This is a genomic window from Streptomyces sp. SID8374 (assembly GCF_009865135.1).
In the GTDB taxonomy this organism is placed as follows: Bacteria; Actinomycetota; Actinomycetes; order Streptomycetales; family Streptomycetaceae; genus Streptomyces.
Genome location: NZ_WWGH01000001.1, coordinates 1987366 through 2007397, shown reverse-complemented (window position 1 = coordinate 2007397; position 20032 = coordinate 1987366). Strand labels below are relative to the sequence as shown.

Genomic DNA, 20032 nt, shown 5'->3' with positions numbered 1-20032 from the left:
CACCCTCCGCTATTTCCCGAGATAATCAGAAAGATCGAAAAGGCTACACCCAGAACTGCAAAAACGGCCGCAATCTGCACATACCGCTTGACGGCAGCCCGCTGCTCCATCGTCCATCCGACATGCGGCTCCGACATGCTGAATCCCTTTCCGTTGCCGGGCGGGAGAGGGGACCCTCTCCCGCCCGGAACTTTATCTATCCGCTGACAGCGGTAGATGCTATTTTTCCTGCGCTCAGTCCGGTGGGGTCCTGTCAGCCGCCGACGAAGCGGTAGGGCTGGAAGGCCCGTTCACTCGTCGTAGCGCGCAGCGCACCGCGCGAGCTGTGTGCATACAGCTATCCGGCTTGGCTCTGAAATGAGGTCTGTAGCCTCACTTTTTCAGAATTGACCGAGCTTTGTAGAGCACTAGGCCGATGGCGATCGCTCCGCCGGCGATCATTGCCGCAGTGCGAAGTCCCGGGTGTGCGTCACCCGCGATGACACTCACAACTACCGAGGCGACCAGGAACAGCACCGCCACGGGCACATAGAATGGTGGGGCGCCTTGCTCGGCCATATCTTCTCCCCTTGTCCGTCAGCAGTTCTCTGAGAAACCGCAGCCGACTGCCACAGCCAGCCCCGTCTGAGCCCCGACAAGCCCCACGGCAGTGAGGACTGTCAGAGACGCTCCGCCTGTGGGGATAGCGGCAGCCAAACCGACGACGGCGATCGTGGTGTTGATGGTGTCCATGACCGACCACAGCCCGGTGGGGTCGATGCGGTTGACCGGGTCGCCTTCGGCGTAGAGGTAGGGGTTCTTTTCCTGGCCGGAGGGGTCGGGGGTGGTGAAGCGGCCGATGTTGGGGTCGTAGTAGCGGGCCGCGAAGTGGTAGAGGCCGGTGGGGTCCTGGTAGCCGCCGGCGAAGCGGTAGGGCTGGGGGACCTGTTCGCTCGTGGTGGCGCGTTGGACGCCGCGCGGGCTGTAGGCGTACGTGTTGACCTTCGTGCCCGCCTCGTCGGCCAGGGCGACGACCGAGCCGAGTGCGTCGGTCAGGTAGTAGTGGTTCTTGCCCCCGCGGGTCATGGAGTTCAGCGTGCCCCCGGGTTCGCGGTTGAATCCGGTGTCCACTCCGGCCGTTGAGGTGGCGGAGAGGCCCAGCGGCCCGTTGTGGAAGAACGTGTCACCGAGCTTGATGCGTTCGGACTGGTCGGTGGAGCCGTACTGGCCCGCGTACGTCTTCCCGCCGGTCGTGATCGACGTCATCTGGGAGTGGTCGGTCCACTTGATGCCGGTGCGGGTGGTCTCGGGGGTGGAGGCGGCGGCGGTCTCGTTGCCGATCTGATCGTAGGACCAGTTGGCGGTTGAGCCGTCCTTCGCGGTGATCTGCTGGGCGTCGTTGATCGTGTACGTGGTGCCGCGCGGGCAGCCCTTGTCGACACCCTGGGAGGTCAGGTTCCCGGCGAGGTCATAGCAGTACTGCCAGGAGGCGTTGAGCGTGGAGCCCTTGTTCTCCGCCGCGTACGAGAAGCGGCCCGCGCTGTCGTACTCGTAGCTCGTCCTCGTCCCCGCGACCGCGTCCGTCGTGGTGCGGATCTTGCCGCCGTCGGTCGCGCCGCCGGTTCCGTAGCCGTAGGTGTAGGCCAGGTCGACCAGGGTGCCCTTGGGGCTGGTGGCCTTGATCTTCTCCGGGCGGCCGGACTTGTCCGGGGTGACCGTGTGCACCGTGTTGCCGGGGTACGTGGTCTTCGTGCGGACGTCGTTCTTGTTGTACTCGTACTTCGTGACCTTGCCCTGGGGGTCCTTCAGCTCGGCGAGCTTGTTGACCTTGTTCCAGGTGTAGTCGGTCAGGCCGGCCGGGTCCTGGTAGGTGTCGACGTTACCCGCCGGGGTGTAGGCCAGGACCGTCTGCGAGCCGTTCTGCAAGGTGCGGACCGTCTCGCGGGAGAGCGGGTCGAAGGCGTACTTGATCACGCCCGCGCCGTCCGAGCGCTGGACGAGGTTGCCGTCGCCGTCGTACTCGTAGATGACGGCCTGGTAGTTGGAGGAGTCGGCCTTCTTGACCCGGTCCCGGTGGTCGTAGGTGTAGACGACCGTGACGCCGCGGGCGTCCTCCACCGTCTCGGGGCGGCCCAGTGCGTCGTAGGTGTACGTGGTCGTGCCCAGCGGGGCCGGGGCCTTGACCGTCGTCAGGTTGCCCTTGGCGTCGTAGGTGAAGCTGGTGGCGACCGACTTGGACGCGGTCATCTTCGTGGTGACCTTGCAGACCTGGCCCTCGAAGCCGCCGCAGGTGGGGGTGGCGGGGTTGCGGTCGAAGGACTGGTTGCCGCCGCCCGTGCCCTGGACGGCGACGGACTTGGTGTTGCCCGCCGTGTCGTAGGTGTAGTTGGTCTTCTCGTTGTCCGCCGTCGTCATGCTGCCGGGCAGGTCCGTGCCGGCGATCGTCTGGTAGCCCGTGACGATCGCGGTCGCCCCGGTGGGGAGGGTGGAGCCGGTCGGGTTGTTGCGGGAGTCCCAGCCGTACTTCGTGACATTGCCCGGGGTGCTGCCCACGCCCAGGGCGTCGGTCGCCGTGTCGATGTTGTGGTTCGCGTCATACGTCCTGGAACGCGTCTGCCCCAGCGCGTCGGTGACCTTCGTGACCCGTCCGTCCGCGTCGTGCTCGTACTTCGTGGACTGCTGCTCCGGGTCGGTGACCGCCGTCGTACCGGCGGTGTCGTGCGAGGTGGCGGAGTGGGCGTAGGTCCAGGTCGGGCCGGTGTGGCCGGAGCCGTTCAGCTCGGTGGCCCGGAGCATCGAGGTGACGCGGTTCTCACCGTCGTAGGTGAAGACCGTCACCCGGCCGTCGGGGGTGGTGATCTTCGTGAGGCGGTTCGAGGAGTCGTAGCCGAAGAGCGTGGACTTGCCCTCGGTGTCCGTCGTCTTCGCCAGGTCACCGGCCGCGTTGAGGTCGAAGACAGCGGTACGGCCCGTGTGGTCCTTGGCCTGCCACTGGTTCGGGTACGTCTTGACCAGGTCCACCCACCGCCCGGAGCGGCTCTCCGTGATCTTGAAACCCTTGTGTTCCGCGCCCTCGTCGTGCTGGGTGACGGTGATGGCGCCCTTGTTGCGGTCGGTGACCTTCGTCAGCGTGCCGTACTGGTCGTAGGTGTCCTTGGAGCCGGACTTGCGGTCGGTCAGCGTGTACGTGCCGTCCGCGTTCTTCTTCAGGTCCTTGGAGTACCCCTTCGGCGTGGTGAAGGTGCCGTCGGTGTTCTTCGTGAAGGACGCCGCGTCCCCGGTGGCGCCGAAGAGCACCACTTCGTTCGCGTACAGGTCGAGGTAGCGCTCGTACTCCTGCCACCACCGCTGCGAGACCTTCCCCCACGGGGCGTCCAGCGAGTTGTACGTACGTGCCAGCCGCAGCTTCTGGCCGACCCCCGCGACCTCGAAGTCGGTCGCGGCGAGCATCAGGTTGCCGTTCGACAGGTCGATCCTCGCCACCAGCGAGTCCGTGACCCGGACGTCGGAGATCTGGTGCCAGGGCACCGCCCCCTGTCCGCGCGGCACCCAACTGCGTACACCGACCGACGAACGCGCCGTGGACGGCGACCCGCTGTCACCGGCCCCGGCCCGCTCCTTCTGCGCGGCTTGCCAAGCGGCCTCCGCCGCTGACGGAGCGGATGGCTCCTCGTTGCCCGGGGGCCTGTTGGTGCCGACCTTGACCGGTGGTACGGGCTCCGGATCGGCCTTCTTGCCCCAGACCGAGACCGCTGCCGGGGCCGGAGCGGGGTCCTCGCCCGGCGCGGCCAGCGCCGGCAGCGCGGAGGCCCCCAGCGCGGCCACCACCAAAGCCGCCGTCAGGGCGGTTCTGTGAGATGTACGAGATGTACGGGCACGCCGAAACGGCGTGCCGGAAGCACGCGAAACCATGCGATCCCCCCGCGGGATTCGTGGACGCGGTGACCGTTGCGATCACCGGAGCGGCACACGCTGCCACGCGGTCTTCACGCGACACGAACAATTTCTCGACGGGAAACGCGTAAACGGGGCAGAACAAGCCGACTTCGGTGTCCGGTTCATCCCTGAACGGGGTCGCGCCCGGCATCTCTTTCCATGTGGCAACTGTTTCGGCATCAATGAAACGGGGCCGAAAACCGACCACGCGCACGACCGTTTCTCGCGTTCGAACGCATGAGCAATCAAGGTCGGGCGGAGCAGCAGAGGCGAGAGCGCAAGGTGAGAGCGCGTGGTGGGACGGGGGATCATGGAACAGGGCGGATCGAAGGTGAGACCCGGGTGTCGCAGAACCGACCGCGCCGCCCGTTTGGCCCGGACCTCTCTCTGCTGGGCGCATGCCATCGCCATGGCCCTCACCGCGGCCGAGCTCGTGTTCCGGCCGCCGGCCGCGTGGTGGCCCACCGTGTGGATGGCCCCCTGGGTGCTGACCGGTGTGCTGCTCGTCGCGTGGGCGCTCCTGCGGGCCGCCCAGAAGCCCCGGCTCCGGCACATCGACCGGCCCGACTGCTGCGACGGACCCGGTGGCAGCGACGACTGCGACGACCCGCCCGGAGACCATGCCGAGGGCTACGGCCGCGCCGCGTGACCACGACCCCCGGACGCCACGGCGGCCACCCCTCCGGCGTACGCGACAATGGAGCAATGACCACGCTCGCCCCCGCCCTCCCGCAGCTCCGTATCGGCCCGCACACCGTGCAGCCGCCGGTGGTGCTCGCGCCCATGGCCGGTATCACCAACGCCCCGTTCCGGACGCTGTGCCGGGAGTTCTCCGGGGGCAAGGGGCTCTTCGTCAGCGAGATGATCACCACGCGGGCGCTGGTGGAGCGCAACGAGAAGACCATGCAGCTCATCCACTTCGACGCGACCGAGACCCCGCGGTCGATCCAGCTGTACGGAGTGGACCCGGTCACCGTCGGCAAGGCCGTCCGCATGATCGTCGACGAGAACCTGGCCGACCACATCGACCTCAACTTCGGCTGCCCCGTCCCCAAGGTCACCCGCAAGGGCGGCGGCTCCGCGCTGCCGTACAAGCGGCCCCTGCTGCGGGCCATCCTCAAGGAGGCCGTCACCGGCGCCGGGGACCTCCCCGTCACCATCAAGATGCGCAAGGGCATCGACGACGACCACCTCACCTTCCTGGACGCGGGGCGTATCGCCGTCGAGGAGGGCGTGACCGCCGTTGCCCTGCACGGCAGGACCACCGCCCAGCACTACGGCGGCACCGCCGACTGGGACGCGATCGCCCGGCTCAAGGAGCACGTCCCCGAGATTCCCGTCCTCGGCAACGGGGACATCTGGTGCGCCGATGACGCCCTGCGGATGATGCGCGAGACCGGGTGCGACGGTGTCGTCGTCGGGCGCGGATGCCTGGGGCGGCCCTGGCTCTTCGCCGATCTCGTGAACGCCATGGAGGGCAGCGCGACCCGGCACGCGCCCACCCTGCGCGAGGTGGCGGACGTCATGGTGCGGCACGCGACGCTGCTGGGGGAGTGGATCGGCGACGAGGCCCGTGGCGTCATCGACTTCCGTAAGCACGTGGCCTGGTACCTCAAGGGCTTCGCGGTCGGCTCCGAGATGCGCAAGAAGCTGGCCATCACCTCCTCGCTGGAGGAGCTGGCCGGTCAGCTGCACGAGCTGGACCTCGACCAGCCCTGGCCGGACGGCGCCGACGGGCCGCGCGGGCGCACCTCGGGCAACAACCGGGTCGTCCTGCCGGACGGCTGGCTCAAGGACCCGTACGACTGCGCCGGTGTCAGCGCCGACGCGGAGCTGGACACCTCCGGCGGCTGAGCCGGTACGCGTACGGGAGAGCTCAGCCCGCACGCGGCAGGGCTCAGCCCCGCACGTCCGGCCCCGCCCTGCGCTCCAGCGGCGCCGCCCCCGCCGAGTTCATCACGTTGAAGACCACGCTGCCCGCCCGGTAGCGGTCGTCCGTCCACTCGATGGCCCGGCCCGCCGCCGTGTACGTCAGGTGGCGCTGGCGCAGCAGCGGGCTGGCCCGGCGGACCTGGAGCAGGCGCGCGTCCTCGCTGCCCGCCGCGACCGCGTCGATCAGGTGCTCGCCGTGGTGCGCGACGATGTCCGCCCGCTCCGCGATGCTGTCCATGATCGAGACGCAGTCCTCCGGCAGCGCCAGGACGGCCGGGGCCACCCAGTCCGCGTACACCGTCCGCTCCACCATCACCGGCTCCCCGTCCAGCCACCGCAGCCGCAGGACGTACAGGACCTCGCTGCCCGGCTCCGCGTCCATGCGCTCGGCCTCCTCGTCGGTGGCGGGCCGCACGGTGCGGGTCAGGATGCGGCTGGCCACCTCGCACCCCATGGCCTGCGCCCACTGCGCGAAGCTGTTGAGCTGCTGGAAGCTCTGGCGTCGCTCCTGGCGCAGGACGACCCGGCGCGCCCCTTGGCGGGAGCCGATCAGGCCCTCCGACGCGAGCAGCGCCACCGCCTGGCGGACCGTGCCGCGCGAGACCTCCCAGCGGGCGGAGAGGTCGCTCTCGGACGGCAGCCGGGAGCCGAGCGGGTAGGTGCCGGTGCGGATGGCGTGCCGCAGCGACTCGGCGATCTCCCGGTAGCGCGTAGCGCCCACACGTCCCCCTCGGCCGTCCATGCGCAGGATGCGCTGTGTACAGGTCCGCTCTTCGGTGACGGTCCTGCCGCTCACTCTAGCGTCGTCGCAGCCCGTTTCGATGCGAGGTCGTTATCTACCAGAACCCCTGGATAGTGCGCTTTTCTCTTCCCGCCCTCTTGCGGCGGTAGACATGGGACGTTAACTTCCCGGACACCTGGCCCGGGCGAACTGGTGCCAGCTTGTATGAACAAGTGGCCCTCACGCTTCGCTTCTGGGAGACCTACCGTGCGCAGAGCTCGACCCCGTCCCCGTATTCGTGCCAACAGCCGTGCCGTTGCCGCCCTCGCCCTCTCCACCGCCGCCCTCACCGCCCTCACCGCCTGCGGTGCCGCGCCCGAGGAGAAGGCCGAGACCGGCGCGAACGGGGTGAAGTCCACCGAGGCCACCTCGGCCGCCGACTTCGGCGGGCTGGAGAAGCTGGTCGCGGCCGCCGAGAAGGAGGGCGAGCTCAATGTGATCGCGCTGCCGCCGGACTGGGCCAACTACGGTGAGATCATCAAGAGCTTCCAGGCCAAGTACAAGGTCAAGATCAAGAGCGAGAACCCCGACGGCTCCAGCTCCGACGAGATAGCCGCCGTCAAGTCCCGCAAGGGCCAGAAGCGTGCCCCCGACGTCCTCGACCTCGGTATCGCCTTCGCCCGCAGCGGCGCCTCCGAGAACCTCTTCGCCCCGTACAAGGTCGAGTCCTGGGACAAGATCCCCGACAGCCAGAAGGACGCGGACGGCCGCTGGTACAACGACTACGGCGGTTACGTCTCCATCGGCTGCGACGCCGCCCGTATCAAGACCTGCCCCGAGACCTTCGCGGACCTGCTGAAGCCCGAGTACAAGGGCAAGGTCGCCCTCAACGGCAACCCGACCAAGTCCGGCTCCGCGTTCGGCGGCGTGTACGCGGCGTCCCTGGCCAACAAGGGCTCGTTCGGGGACATCCAGCCCGGCATCGACTTCTTCGGCAAGCTGAAGAAGAGCGGCAACTTCATCCCCGTCGAGTCCACCCCGGCCACCGTCGAAAAGGGCGAGACGCCGATCAGCATCGACTGGGACTACCTGAACGCCGGGTACGCCGACCAGTTCAAGGGCAAGGGCGTCGACTGGAAGGTCTCCGTGCCCTCCGACGGCGTCTACGCCCAGTTCTACTCGCAGGCCATCAACAAGGACGCCCCGCACCCCGCGGCCGCCCGCCTGTGGATGGAGTACCTGTACAGCGCCGAGGGCCAGAACCTCTGGCTGAAGGGGTACGCCCGCCCGGTGCTGCTGCCCGCCATGACCGAGGACGGCACGGCCGACAAGACCTTCGTCACCAAGCTCCCCAAGGTCGAGGGCACCCCGTCCTTCCCGAGCTCCGAGGAACTCGACAAGGCCAACGCCACGCTCTCCGAGAACTGGGACAAGGCCGTCTCCTGATGACCCCTTCCCACCCGACCGCCGCCCCGGGACCCGGGGCGGCCGCTGTGAAGGCCGGTGGCCGTACGCGCCGCCGCCGGCCGCCCCGCGCCTGGCTCGGGGCCCTCCCGCTGCTCGTCTTCGCCGGACTCTGCTTCGGACTGCCCGCCGGCGCCCTGCTGTACGGGGCGATCACCCGTACCGACGCGGTCTCCGGCACCACCGAGTTCACCGGCGAGCACCTGACGCGCTCGCTCCAGGGCCCCTACCTCACCTCGCTCACCGGCAGCGTCCAGCTCTCCGCCCTGACCGCGGCCATCGCCACCGTCTTCGGCGTGCTGATCGCCCAGGCCGTCGTCACCTCCCGGCGCGGCTCGCTGCGCGGGGCCGTGCTCACCGCCTCCGGCGTCCTCGCCAACTTCGGCGGCATCCCGCTGGCCTTCGCCTTCGTCGCCACCCTCGGCATCTCCGGTGTGGTCACGCAGCTCGGCCACCTGGACGCGCTCGGCTGGAACCTCTACTCCTTCACCGGACTCACCGTCATCTACCTCTACTTCCTCATCCCGCTCATGGTGATCGTCGTCGTCCCGGCGCTGGACGGGCTGCGCCCCCAGTGGCGCGAGGCCGCCCGCAACAACGGCGCCACCGCCTGGCAGTTCTGGCGGTACGTCGGACTGCCGGTGCTGGCACCCTCGCTGCTCGGCGGGTTCGTCCTCCTCTTCGGCAGCGCCTTCGCCGCGCACGCCACGGCCGCCGCCCTCGTCGGCGGCTCCGTACCGCTGGTCACCCTGAAGATCGCCGACGCGCTCTCCGGGAACGTCCTGGTCGGCCAGGAGAACGTGGCCCTGGCGCTGAGCCTCGACATGATCGTGATCGCCGGACTGGTGATGGCGGTCTATCTGCCCCTCCAGCGACGGAGCTCCCGATGGCTGCACTGACCACCGCCGCCCCCGAGGCCTCCGTCCCGGCGCCCGCGCCGGTGAAGGCCCGCCGCACGCGCCCCCGCTACTGGCGCGGAGCCGTACTGGCCGTCGCCGGGCTCTACTTCGTCACCCCGCTGCTCTCCTCGTTCGTCTTCACGGTTCACGTACCGAACCAGGGCCTCACCTTCGAGGCGTACAGCGGCATCCTGTCGGCCGACGGCTTCACCGAGAGCCTGTTCCTCTCGCTCTCCCTCGCCGCCGCCACGATCGCGCTCGCCCTGCTGCTCGTCGTCCCCGCGCTCGTCGCGGTGCGGCTCGGGCCGCCCCGGCTGCGGGCCGTCGTCGAGATCGTCTGCATGATGCCGCTGGTGGTGCCGCCGATCGCCCTGGTCACCGGGATCGCCACCGTGCTGCGCTGGGGGCCCGACCACTTCTCGCGCACCCCGCTCTACCAGACCTTCCTGGCCGTGCAGAACGAGTCGTTCCCGGTGGTGCTGGTCCTCGCCTACACCGTGCTGGCGCTGCCGTTCGTGCACCGCTCGCTGGACGCGGGGCTCCGTGCCGTCGACGTACCCACGCTGGTGGAGGCGGCCCGCAACTGCGGGGCCGGCCGGTTGCAGGTGATCGTGAGCGTCATCCTGCCCAACCTGCGCTCCTCGCTCGCCGGGGCCTCCTTCCTCACCCTGGCGCTGGTGCTCGGCGAGTACACCGTCGCCTCGCTGCTGGGGTTCCGGCCCTTCGCGGTGTGGATCGTCACCGTCTCCGGCGCCGAGGCCCGGATGTCGGTCGCCGTCTCGCTGCTCTCCCTGCTCATCACCTGGGCCCTGCTGCTCATCCTCTCGCGCGCCGGAACCGGGTCCTCCGCCTCGGCCACCGCGATCCCGGCCGGTCCGGCCACGGTGACCCCGGCCGTCGACACCCAGAGCGGAACCGGACCCGCCGCCCCCACCTCCGTACCCGGCAAGGAGTAGCCACCCATGTCAGCCCTGCCCACCGCCGCCCCCCGCCCCGAGCCGGCCGAAGCCGCCGCGCGGGAAGGACGGGACGTCACCGGAGCCCGGGTGGAGTTCCGCTCCCTGCGCCGGGCGTTCGGCCCCACCGTGGCCCTCGACGGCCTCGACCTCACCGCCGAACCCGGCGAACTCCTCGCACTGCTGGGCCCCTCCGGCTGCGGCAAGACCACCGCGCTGCGGGTCCTCGCCGGGTTCGAGCAGCCCGACTCGGGCGAGGTCCTGGTCGACGGCGAGGACATCACCCCGGTCCCCGCCAACCGGCGCGACGCCGGGATGGTCTTCCAGTCCTACAGCCTCTTCCCGCACCTCAACGCCCGCGACAACGTCGCCTTCGGCCCCCGGATGAAGGGCGTGGCCACCGCCGAACGTCACGCCACCGCCAACGAACTCCTCGAACTCGTCGGCCTCCCCGCCCACGGCGACCGCTTCCCGCACCAGATGTCCGGCGGCCAGCAGCAGCGCGTCGCCCTGGCCCGCGCGCTCGCCCTGCGCCCCCGGGTCCTGCTCCTGGACGAGCCGCTCTCGGCACTCGATGCCAAGGTCCGGCTCACCCTGCGCGAGGAGATCCGCCGCCTCCAGCTGGCGCTCGGGATCACCACCATCTTCGTCACCCACGACCAGGAGGAAGCCCTCTCCATGGCCGACCGGGTCGCCGTCCTCAACGCGGGCCGCCTGGAGCAGTGCGCGCCCCCGGCCGAGCTGTACGAGCGCCCCGCCACGCCCTTCGTCGCCGAGTTCGTCGGCACCATGAACCGGGTGCCGGGGCAGCTGACCGGCGACGGTTCGGTGGCCGTCGCGGGTGCCACCCTCCCGGTCGACGGGGACATCCCGGCGGGCCGGGGGCCGGTCGACGTCCTCATCCGGCCCGAGAACATCGGTGTCACGGCCGACGCGGACGGTACGGCCACGGTCGTCTCCGCCTCCTTCCTCGGCTCGGTCACCCGGGTCCTCCTCGACCTGCCCGACGGCGCCGCGATCAAGGCCGACCTGCCGTCGCGGGACGCCACGGAGCTGGCTCCCGGGGTACGGGCCCGGGTCACCCCGGTCCGCCGCCCGGTGCTGGTCGTGCCCGTACGGGAGACGGCTGCGGAAGCCGCGACCTCCGGCGACAAGGTGGACGCGTGAGGACGACCGCCCCCGCCGCCGTCCTCTTCGACATGGACGGCACCCTCGTCGACACCGAGGTGCTCTGGTGGGAGACGGCCCGCGAGGTCGCCGCAGGCCTCGGCCACCGGCTGAGCGACGCGGACGGCCCGGAGGTCGTCGGCCGGGCCGTCGCCGACACCGCCGCTCATCTGATCGAGGTGACCGGCGGCGACTCCTCCGCGCTCGCCGACACGGCCGCCGAGCTGACCGACTCCTTCTTCCGGAAGGTCGACGCGGGCGCCCCGCTGCGCCCCGGGGCCGCCGCCCTGCTCGCCTCCCTCGAAGGCGCCGGGGTGCCGTTCGCCCTGGTCAGCGCCTCGCCCAGGAGTGTCGTGGACGCGGTGGTGGCCGGGGCGCTGGCCGGGGTGGACTTCGCCTTCACGCTCTCGGCCGACGACACCGTACGGACCAAGCCGCATCCGGACCCGTACCGGGCCGCGGCCGAGCGGTTCGCGGCCGACCCCGCCGCCTGTGTGGCGGTGGAGGACTCCCCGGACGGCACCGCCTCCGCCGATGCCGCCGGGTGCGCGGTGCTGGTGGTTCCGTCGCTGCTCCCGGTCGCCCCAGGGCGGGGTCGGACGTTCGCCCGTAGCCTGGAAGAGGTGGACCTCGCGGTGCTGAGTGACTGCCTGGGACGTCCCTGAGGCGTCCGAATCCTGAAATTCAGGGTCCGAAACCAGCGTGATTCGCGCCACCCTTGATCGGGGGTGCGCTCAGATGAGCGTTATGGCGGTGGCTGCACTTCTGGAAGACCTGGCACTCAGTGCCACGTAACAGCCTTCGAGAAGTGTACTCAGGTGCGGAATGGTCCGCTCATATGAGAGCTGAGGGTCAAGAAATGGCCATGCTGCCTTCAGGAGCTGAACGGAGAGCCGCAGCCCGCCCGCCGGTGAGTTTCTTTAGATCTGCTGGCGGACGGGTGGTTGCGGCCGCATGACGACCAAGTGGACGTACCCATACACCTTAGATCTGGGTATGTTCCTGGCCGTCAGGGCAGCCACCGCGTCCTCGAGGAGTCGAGACCCGTGTCGGAAAACAAAGATCCCCAGAAGTTCGTCTACGACTTCACCGAGGGCAACAAGGATCTGAAGGATCTTCTGGGCGGCAAGGGTGCCAACCTCGCCGAGATGACCAACCTCGGGTTGCCCGTCCCTCCGGGCTTCACCATCACCACCGAGGCGTGCAAGGTCTACCTGGAGAGCGGGCAGGCACCGAAGGCGCTGCGCGACGAGGTGAGTGCGCACCTCGCCGCGCTGGAGACCCAGATGGGCAAGCAGCTCGGCCAGGCCGACGACCCGCTGCTGGTCTCCGTCCGCTCCGGCGCCAAGTTCTCCATGCCCGGCATGATGGACACGGTCCTCAACATCGGCCTCTCCGACGCCTCGGTGGCCGGCCTCGCCACCCAGTCCGGTGACGAGCGCTTCGCCTGGGACTCCTACCGGCGCCTCATCCAGATGTTCGGCAAGACCGTCCTGGGTGTCGACGGCGACCTCTTCGAGGAGGCCTTGGAGGACGCCAAGTCGGCCAAGAAGGTCACGGTCGACACGGACCTGGCCGCGGCCGACCTGAAGAAGCTCGTCAAGCAGTTCAAGAAGATCGTCCAGGACCAGGCCGGACGCGAGTTCCCGCAGAACGCCCGGGAGCAGATGGACCTGGCCATAAACGCGGTCTTCGACTCGTGGAACACCGACCGCGCCAAGCTCTACCGCCGCCAGGAGCGCATCCCCGGCGACCTCGGCACAGCGGTCAACGTCTGTTCGATGGTCTTCGGCAACCTCGGCCCCGACTCCGGTACGGGCGTCGCCTTCACCCGCGACCCGGCCAGCGGCCACCAGGGCGTCTACGGCGACTACCTCCAGAACGCGCAGGGCGAGGACGTCGTCGCCGGTATCCGCAACACGGTGCCGCTCGCCGACCTGGAGTCGATCGACAAGAAGTCGTACGACCAGCTCATGCAGATCATGGAGACCCTGGAGAACCACTACAAGGATCTCTGCGACATCGAGTTCACCATCGAGCGCGGCCAGCTCTGGATGCTCCAGACCCGGGTCGGCAAGCGCACCGCCGGTGCCGCCTTCCGGATCGCCACCCAGCTCGTCGACCAGGGCCTGATCGACGAGGCCGAGGCCCTCCAGCGCGTCAACGGCGCCCAGCTCGCCCAGCTGATGTTCCCGCGCTTCGACGACGAGGCGAAGACCCAGCTGCTCGGCCGGGGCATCGCCGCCTCGCCGGGTGCCGCCGTCGGCAAGGCCGTCTTCGACTCGTACACCGCGATCAAGTGGTCCCGCTCCGGCGAGAAGGTCATCCTGATCCGCCGCGAGACCAACCCCGACGACCTCGAAGGCATGATCGCCGCCGAGGGCATCCTGACCTCGCGCGGCGGCAAGACCTCGCACGCGGCGGTCGTGGCGCGCGGCATGGGCAAGACCTGTGTCTGCGGCGCCGAGGAGCTGGAGGTCGACACCAAGCGCCGCCGGATGACGGTGGGCGGCAAGGTGATCGAGGAGGGCGACCTCGTCTCGATCGACGGCTCCACCGGCAAGGTCTACCTGGGCGAGGTACCCGTCGTACCGTCGCCGGTCGTCGAATACTTCGAGGGCCGGATGCACGCGGGCGCCGACGACGCCGACGAGCTGGTCGCCGCCGTGCACCGGATCATGGCGTACGCGGACCGGGTGCGCCGGCTGCGGGTGCGGGCCAACGCGGACAACGCCGAGGACGCGCTGCGGGCCCGCCGCTTCGGCGCCCAGGGCATCGGGCTCTGCCGCACCGAGCACATGTTCCTCGGTGAGCGCCGCGAGATGGTCGAGAAGCTGATCCTGGCGGACACCGACGACGAACGCGAGAGCGCGCTCGCCGCCCTCCTCCCGCTCCAGAAGGCCGACTTCATCGAGTTGTTCGAGTCGATGGACGGGCTGCCCGTCACCGTACGGCTCCTCGACCCGCCGCTCCACGAGTTCCTGCCCGACATCACCGAGCTGTCGGTACGTGTCGCGCTCGCGGAGTCCCGCAAGGACGCCAACGAGAACGACCTGCGCCTCCTCCAGGCGGTGCACAAGCTGCACGAGCAGAACCCGATGCTGGGTCTGCGCGGGGTGCGCCTGGGTCTCGTCATCCCCGGCCTGTTCGCCATGCAGGTACGGGCCATCGCCGAGGCCGCCGCCCAGCGCAAGAACGCCAAGGGCGACCCGCGCCCCGAGATCATGATCCCGCTCGTCGGTACGGTCCAGGAGCTGGAGATCGTCCGCGAGGAGGCCGACCGGGTCATCGCCGAGGTCCAGGCGGCCACCGGCACCGACCTGAAGCTGACCATCGGCACGATGATCGAACTGCCGCGCGCCGCGCTGACGGCGGGCCAGATCGCCGAGGCCGCCCAGTTCTTCTCGTTCGGCACCAACGACCTGACCCAGACGGTGTGGGGCTTCTCCCGCGACGACGTGGAGGCCTCGTTCTTCACCGCGTACCTGGAGAAGGGCATCTTCGGGGTCTCCCCGTTCGAGACGATCGACAAGGACGGCGTCGGCTCGCTCGTACGCAGCGCCGTGGAGGCCGGCCGGGCCACCCGCCCGGACCTCAAGCTCGGTGTCTGCGGCGAGCACGGCGGTGACCCGGAGTCGGTGCACTTCTTCCACGAGGTGGGCCTGGACTACGTCTCCTGCTCGCCGTTCCGCATCCCGGTGGCCCGGCTCGAAGCGGGCCGGGCGGCGGCGCAGTCGCGCGGGAGTGACAGCCGCTGATGCGGTACGTATGACCAACTCCGGTGATTTCCAAGGGAATTGGGCCGAGTCCCTCACCGTCCCGCCACCCTCGTGAGATCTCCGGAACGCCGAGAAGCGGCGGCACCCTGTGCGGGGGTGCCGCCGCTTCGCCTTGCCTGCGGAATATGTGGTGGCCATCGCCCGGGAGCGGAACCGGAGGAGAGGCGAGGCGGAACCGGAGTCGGGGCCGGAGCGGAATGCGCGCTACCGATGTGTCCTGGCACACATTGCTTCGTTTAATGCGCAAAGAAGTGTGGGTAGCCATCCGGTGGACCGGGGTGCGGTCCATGGATCCCCACCCATGGACCGCACCCGGCTTACCCCCGTCGGGTACGGAGCCGCACCGTCGCCCGCCGCCGCCGAACACACAAAGCCCCCCACGGCCTTCACGTGCTCATCCGGCGGGCACCGGATGCGTACCCGACGTCGTACAGCTTTTCGGGTGAAGCGGAACGGGGCGAGACGTTTCACTTCTGGCCGAAACCCCGTGGTGACCTCCTGTGACGGTCCGCATACCCTTCGGTGGGGGCAATTGCGGATGCAACAGGTGGGGGAGCGGTGCTGCGTATCCATGTGTCCAGGCTGGACCTTTCGCGGGTGCGGATGGCCACGAGACCGGACGCGTTGTGGGAAACGATTCTCAGTTTTCACCGGCTGAGGGACCGGCGGGCTTCGACGGTGTTCGGGAAATGGCGGACCGAAACACGGGCTCGGTTGAATGGTGAAGCACAACTGCTGGCGGCGGTCGTCCCGCCCCGCGGCTATTTCCCGGATTTCCTGACGCCCTCGCAGGAAGGCGCCGAGCCTTTCGGACTCGACGTCGGAATGGAGGCCCTGCGCGACACCCCCGCCGACCGCATCCGCCGCGAGCTGGACCTGATGGCGGCCGGACGGCGGCGGCAGCGGGGCGTACGGGGACCCGGCGGCCCCGACGCGGGCGCAGGGCGGATCACGGCCGCTCTGCCCGCCGCGCTCTCCGAGGGCCGCGCCGAGCCGCTGGCCCGGCTCATCAGCGCCCTGCGCAGCTACCACGACGCCGCCGTGGAGCCGTACTGGCCGCACATCCGCGCCTCCATCGAGGCCGACCGGGCGGTGCGGGGCCGCGCGCTCCTGGACGGCGGGGCCGACGGGCTGCTGGCCACCCTCCCGCCGATGATCCGGTGGCGGGCACCCGTGCTGGAGGCGGACTACCCGGTCGACCGCGACCTCTATCTCGACGGGCGCGGGCTGCTGCTCCAGCCCTCGTTCTTCTGCCGGGGCACCCCCGTCGTCTACCGCGACCCGTCGCTCCCGCCCGTCCTCGTCTACCCGGTCACCCACCCCGGCGCCCCGGAGTTCGCCGAGCCCGGACCCTGGCTCGGCCGCCTCGTCGGCCACACCCGCTCCGCCGTCCTCCAGTCCATAGGCAACGGCTGCACGACCAGCGAACTGGCCCGCCGGGCCGGGGTGTCGCTCGCCTCCGCGAGCCAGCACGCCTCCGTCCTGCGCGAAGCGGGCCTGGTCCTGACCCTGCGCCACGGCAGCTCGGTGCTTCACACGCTGACCCCGCTGGGCGGCTCGCTGCTCCGGGGCGGTGCCCCGCTCGCGCTGTCCTGAGTGCGGGGCCGCCCGGCACCGGTGAGAACTTGTTCGCGGTACGGCGATGAGTTCCGGGCGGCCCCGCCGTCTACCTCTTCGAAAGCGCCGGACGGACCACTGCGGCGCACGACGGAACGCAGGAAGAGGAAACGACCATGGCTCAGATGATTTTCGTGAATCTGCCGGTGAAGGACCTGGAGACCACGAGGGGTTTCTTCGAGAAGCTCGGCTATGCCATCAATCCGCAGTTCAGCGACGACAAGACCGCGTGTGTGGTCATCAGCGACACGATCTTCGTCATGCTGCTGACGGAGCCGCGCTTCAAGGAGTTCACCAAGAAGGATGTCGCGGACGCGTCGAAGACGACCGAGGTCATCCTCGCCCTGAGCGCCGACAGCCGCGAGAAGGTCGACGAACTCGCCGACGCGGCGCTGGCGGCCGGCGGGTTCCCGGCGGGCGAGACGCAGGACCTGGGCTTCATGTACGGCCGCTCGTTCCAGGACCCCGACCACCACATCTGGGAGGTCATCTGGATGGACCCGGCCGCCGCCGAGGGCGAGGGCTGAGCCGGAAGGCGTGCGCCGGGGCCGGCGGGGGAGCCCCGGCGCACACCGGACGTCAGCTGCGGAACGGGCCCGTCACCTCGTACGTGATGCCACCGGACGAGCTGCCGCTGGTGCCGCGCTGCGAGGAGAAGTAGAGCCGCCTGCCGTCCGGGGAGAACGCCGGACCGGTGATCTCCGAACCGGACTGGCCGGTGATCCGCAGGAACGGGGCCACCGTATCGTTCGGCGTGATCAGGCAGATCTCCATGTTTCCGCCGTCCTCCGCCACGTACAGATCGCCGGAGCCGGCCCGGGTGACGTTGTCGACCCCGGTGAGCGGGGCCGAGCCGCCCGTCACCAGCGAGGCGTCGTACGTCAGGGAGATCGACGAGGTGTTCGCGTTGTACGCCCACACCCGGTTGTCGCCCTTGGTGGTGAACCAGCAGGTGCCCGCCGCGTAGAAGCAGCCCTCGCCGCCGTTGAAGACCTTGGCGCCGGAGACCTGGTGGCGGGTCTGGGTCGAGGAGGCGGCCGGGTCCGGAACGTTGGCCCAGGTCACCGGGCCCGAGGTGGCCGTACCCGCCACCAGGACCTGGAGCGTGCCGCTGGACAGGTTGCCCCAGGTGGTGGGGCGGAAGCGGTAGAAACGGCCGTCGGTCTCGTCCTCGGTGAGGTAGATGTAGCCGTGGTCGGGGTCCGCCGCTGCCGCCTCGTGCTTGAACCGGCCGAGCGCGGGCCGCTGCACGGCCGCGTTCACGCCCCACGGGTCGGTCTCGTAGACGTACCCCCGGGTGACCTCCTCGCAGGAGAGCCAGGTGTTCCACGGGGTGGAGCCGCCCGCGCAGTTGTTGTTCGTCCCCGACAGGATGCGGTACGCGGACGTCACCGTGCCCGAGGAGTTGAACCGCACGGCGCTCGCCCCGCCGCCGCTGCCCGAGGAGACCTCGGCGTTGGAGACGTAGATCCAGCCCGAGCCGTCGGCGTAGGTCGCCCCGCCGTCGGGGGCGCTGTGCCACCGGTACGACGTGCCCGACACGGTCTGCCCCGACCGGGCGATGATGCGGCTGGTGAAGCCGCTCGGCAGCTGGATGCCGTTGCCGTTGGCCGCCTGTAGCGCGCCGTACGGGCCGGGGGCCGGCTGGGCGGGTGCGGCGGAGGCGGCGCCGCGCCACAGGGTGCCGCCGAAGGCCGCCGCCGAGGTGCCGACCACCGCCGTGCGCAAGAAGGTCCGACGTTCCACGATCACTCCACGGATGAGTGAGGGCCCGCCGCTCCGGACGGACCGGCGGGTCGCGCGTCAGGACTGTAGGAGTACGCAGTTGACGGGGCGTCAATTCCGGGTGAACGGCAGGGGGATGGGGATGGGCCGCCCGGTCGCCCGACCCGGGTGCGGGCCGGCCGGTCGTGCGGCCTCGTCCGGGCCGACCGGTCGTGCGGCCCGCACCGGGACCGGCCCGCACGGGTCACTCCACCCGCACCGCGTACACCGGCACCGAGACCTCCTCGTCGTCCAGGCGCATCCCCGTCGCCAGGTCGAAGCGCTGCTTCGGCAGGGGCGAGGCCACGAACGGCCGCCCGCCCGCCGAGCCGAGCAGCCCGCGGGAGAGGACGTACGCCCCGGTGAACGGGTCCCGGTTGCCGATCGCGCGCACCACCCCCGACCGGTCCCTGAACAGGGCGGCCGGACCGCCGTCCGGCAGCAGCACCGCGACGCCGCGCCCGGGCTCAGCCGGTCCAGGCCGCAGGCGGTGAGCCAGCCATGACGACCCGGGCCCCCGGCGGCCGGGGTCAGCCCGCGCGCGGCCAGGGACTCCAGGAACGGCCGGCCGACCATGCCGTGCCCGACGAGGACGAAGACAGGGGCGGGGGTCGGGGGTGGGGGCGGTCGGGATGGTGGTGGCGTCCCGCATCTCAGTGGCCTCCGTCGTCGGCGAGCAGGGGGGAGCGGATGGAGTAAGGGGAGCGGACGGAGCATGGGCGGGGGGTGGAGCAGGGGCGTGGGCCGAGCGTGGGCGGCGGGTGTTACCCGGCCGCATCCCGCCGGTTTCCCGGGCGGAACCGTGCGCTCAGCGCGCGGCGGGGGCGCCTGTGATGACCACGGGCGGCGCGGAGGCGGCCTCTGCGCACACACCACCGGCGGGCGGGAGGCGGCCTCTTGAGGACCACCGGTAGACGGCCCGTGGTGCGGACAACGGCCGTCGTGAGAACCGCCGGCGGGCGCCCGTCGTACGGGCCACGGACCCCGTGGGAACCACCGCCGACCCGCCCCTTAGTGTCAAGAACATGCCCGACATCACCCTCACCACCCTGGTCCTCCTCTGCCTGGCCGCGGCCGCCGCAGGCTGGATCGACGCGGTGGTGGGCGGCGGCGGGCTGCTGCTCCTGCCCGCCCTGCTGCTCGGCCTGCCGAACGTGCCGGCCGCCCATGTCCTCGGCACCAACAAGGCCGTCGCGATCGTCGGCACCTCGGGCGCCGCGATCACCTATGCGCGGAGGGCCCCGGTACAGGTGGGGCTGGCGGTACGGGTGGGGCTGATGGCGCTCACCGGGTCGATGGCCGGGGCGTTCTTCGCCGCCGGGATCAGCAGCGAGGTGCTACGCCCGGTGATCATGGTGGCGCTGCTCGGGGTCGCCGCCTTCGTCCTGCTGCGCCCGTCGTTCGGCACGGCGGCGGCGGGCGACACCGACGCCCGCCCGGTCACCCGGGCCCGGATCGTCACCGCGATCGTGCTGGTCGGCGGCGGGATCGGCTTCTACGACGGCCTGTTCGGGCCGGGCACCGGCACCTTCCTGGTCCTGGCCCTCACCGCCGTGCTCCACCTGGACCTGGTGACCGCCTCCGCCACCGCCAAGATCGTCAACGTGTGCACGAACGCGGGGGCGCTGGCGATGTTCGCGTACCAGGGCACGGTCCTGTGGCAGCTGGCCGCCCTGATGGCCCTCTTCAACCTGGCGGGCGCGATGGCGGGGGCGCGGATGGCGCTGAGCCGGGGGAGCGGCTTCGTCCGGGCGGTGCTGCTGACGGTGGTGTTCTCGCTGGTGGCGAAGTTGGGCTACGACCAGTGGACGGCGTAGG

Annotated in this window: 15 protein-coding genes and 1 pseudogene; 11 read left to right on the top strand and 5 right to left on the bottom strand. The window is 70.3% G+C overall.

All coding sequences use genetic code 11. The annotated features are described in order from the left end of the window. Positions 1-372: 372 nt before the first annotated feature. Positions 373-558, bottom strand: coding sequence for a hypothetical protein (locus tag GTY67_RS08990; RefSeq protein WP_141712300.1), 186 nt, complete (start codon positions 556-558; stop codon positions 373-375). A gap of 18 nt (positions 559-576) precedes the next feature. Further along, a complete protein-coding gene (locus tag GTY67_RS08985) occupies positions 577-3807 on the bottom strand; it encodes an RHS repeat-associated core domain-containing protein (protein ID WP_161278325.1) in 3231 nt (1076 codons plus the stop codon). Between the two features lie 517 nt (positions 3808-4324). Between GTY67_RS08985 and GTY67_RS08980 the strand changes: the two genes are divergently transcribed. Both GTY67_RS08980 and dusB read left to right on the top strand, forming a co-directional pair. Beyond that, entirely contained in the window at positions 4325-4564 is a 240-nt protein-coding gene (locus tag GTY67_RS08980) for a hypothetical protein (protein ID WP_093693326.1), read from the top strand. Between the two features lie 56 nt (positions 4565-4620). Beyond that, positions 4621-5769, top strand: coding sequence for a tRNA dihydrouridine synthase DusB (dusB, locus tag GTY67_RS08975; protein ID WP_093693327.1), 1149 nt, complete (start codon positions 4621-4623; stop codon positions 5767-5769). 43 nt (positions 5770-5812) lie between these two features. On the opposite strand, the gene GTY67_RS08970 is transcribed toward dusB, so the two are convergent. Beyond that, positions 5813-6568: a GntR family transcriptional regulator gene (locus GTY67_RS08970; RefSeq protein WP_161278324.1), complete on the bottom strand. Its 756-nt coding sequence runs from the start codon at positions 6566-6568 to the stop codon at positions 5813-5815. A 267-nt stretch (positions 6569-6835) separates the two neighbouring features. Here GTY67_RS08970 and GTY67_RS08965 point away from each other — a divergent pair, with 267 nt between their 5' ends. The 8 genes from GTY67_RS08965 (at position 6836) to GTY67_RS08930 (ending at position 16977) form a co-directional block, all read left to right on the top strand. Continuing rightward, positions 6836-8014, top strand: coding sequence for an extracellular solute-binding protein (locus GTY67_RS08965; protein ID WP_093693329.1), 1179 nt, complete (start codon positions 6836-6838; stop codon positions 8012-8014). Next, positions 8014-8931 (top strand): ABC transporter permease subunit, encoded by a 918-nt coding sequence (locus GTY67_RS08960; RefSeq protein WP_176727578.1) that lies wholly within the window; start codon positions 8014-8016, stop codon positions 8929-8931. Before GTY67_RS08965 ends, GTY67_RS08960 begins: the two co-directional genes overlap by 1 nt. Beyond that, entirely contained in the window at positions 8919-9887 is a 969-nt protein-coding gene (locus GTY67_RS08955) for an ABC transporter permease subunit (RefSeq protein ID WP_237502565.1), read from the top strand. Before GTY67_RS08960 ends, GTY67_RS08955 begins: the two co-directional genes overlap by 13 nt. A gap of 6 nt (positions 9888-9893) precedes the next feature. Further along, positions 9894-11054, top strand: coding sequence for an ABC transporter ATP-binding protein (locus GTY67_RS08950; RefSeq protein WP_202461382.1), 1161 nt, complete (start codon positions 9894-9896; stop codon positions 11052-11054). 32 nt (positions 11055-11086) lie between these two features. After that, a complete protein-coding gene (locus GTY67_RS08945) occupies positions 11087-11719 on the top strand; it encodes an HAD family phosphatase (RefSeq protein ID WP_161280004.1) in 633 nt (210 codons plus the stop codon). Positions 11720-12100: 381 nt separating this feature from the next. Then, on the top strand, positions 12101-14812 hold the full coding sequence (gene ppdK, locus GTY67_RS08940) for a pyruvate, phosphate dikinase (protein WP_093693331.1): 2712 nt from the start codon (positions 12101-12103) through the stop codon (positions 14810-14812). Between the two features lie 579 nt (positions 14813-15391). Then, on the top strand, positions 15392-16429 hold the full coding sequence (locus GTY67_RS08935; protein ID WP_161278323.1) for a winged helix-turn-helix domain-containing protein: 1038 nt from the start codon (positions 15392-15394) through the stop codon (positions 16427-16429). A 137-nt stretch (positions 16430-16566) separates the two neighbouring features. Next, the gene (locus GTY67_RS08930; protein ID WP_161278322.1) at positions 16567-16977 is read left to right on the top strand and encodes a VOC family protein; all 411 of its coding nucleotides are present in this window, start codon (positions 16567-16569) and stop codon (positions 16975-16977) included. Positions 16978-17029: 52 nt separating this feature from the next. Here the strand turns inward: GTY67_RS08930 and GTY67_RS08925 are convergent, their stop codons facing one another. Then, entirely contained in the window at positions 17030-18196 is a 1167-nt protein-coding gene (locus GTY67_RS08925) for an alkaline phosphatase PhoX (RefSeq protein ID WP_093693366.1), read from the bottom strand. Positions 18197-18419: 223 nt separating this feature from the next. Beyond that, a pseudogene (locus tag GTY67_RS08920) lies at positions 18420-18748 on the bottom strand (nitrite reductase (NAD(P)H) small subunit). Between the two features lie 491 nt (positions 18749-19239). On the opposite strand from GTY67_RS08920, the gene GTY67_RS08915 reads away from it, so the two are divergent. Beyond that, complete coding sequence (locus tag GTY67_RS08915; RefSeq protein ID WP_161278321.1) at positions 19240-20031, top strand: TSUP family transporter; 792 nt, start codon at positions 19240-19242, stop codon at positions 20029-20031. The last annotated feature ends 1 nt before the right edge of the window (position 20032 follow it).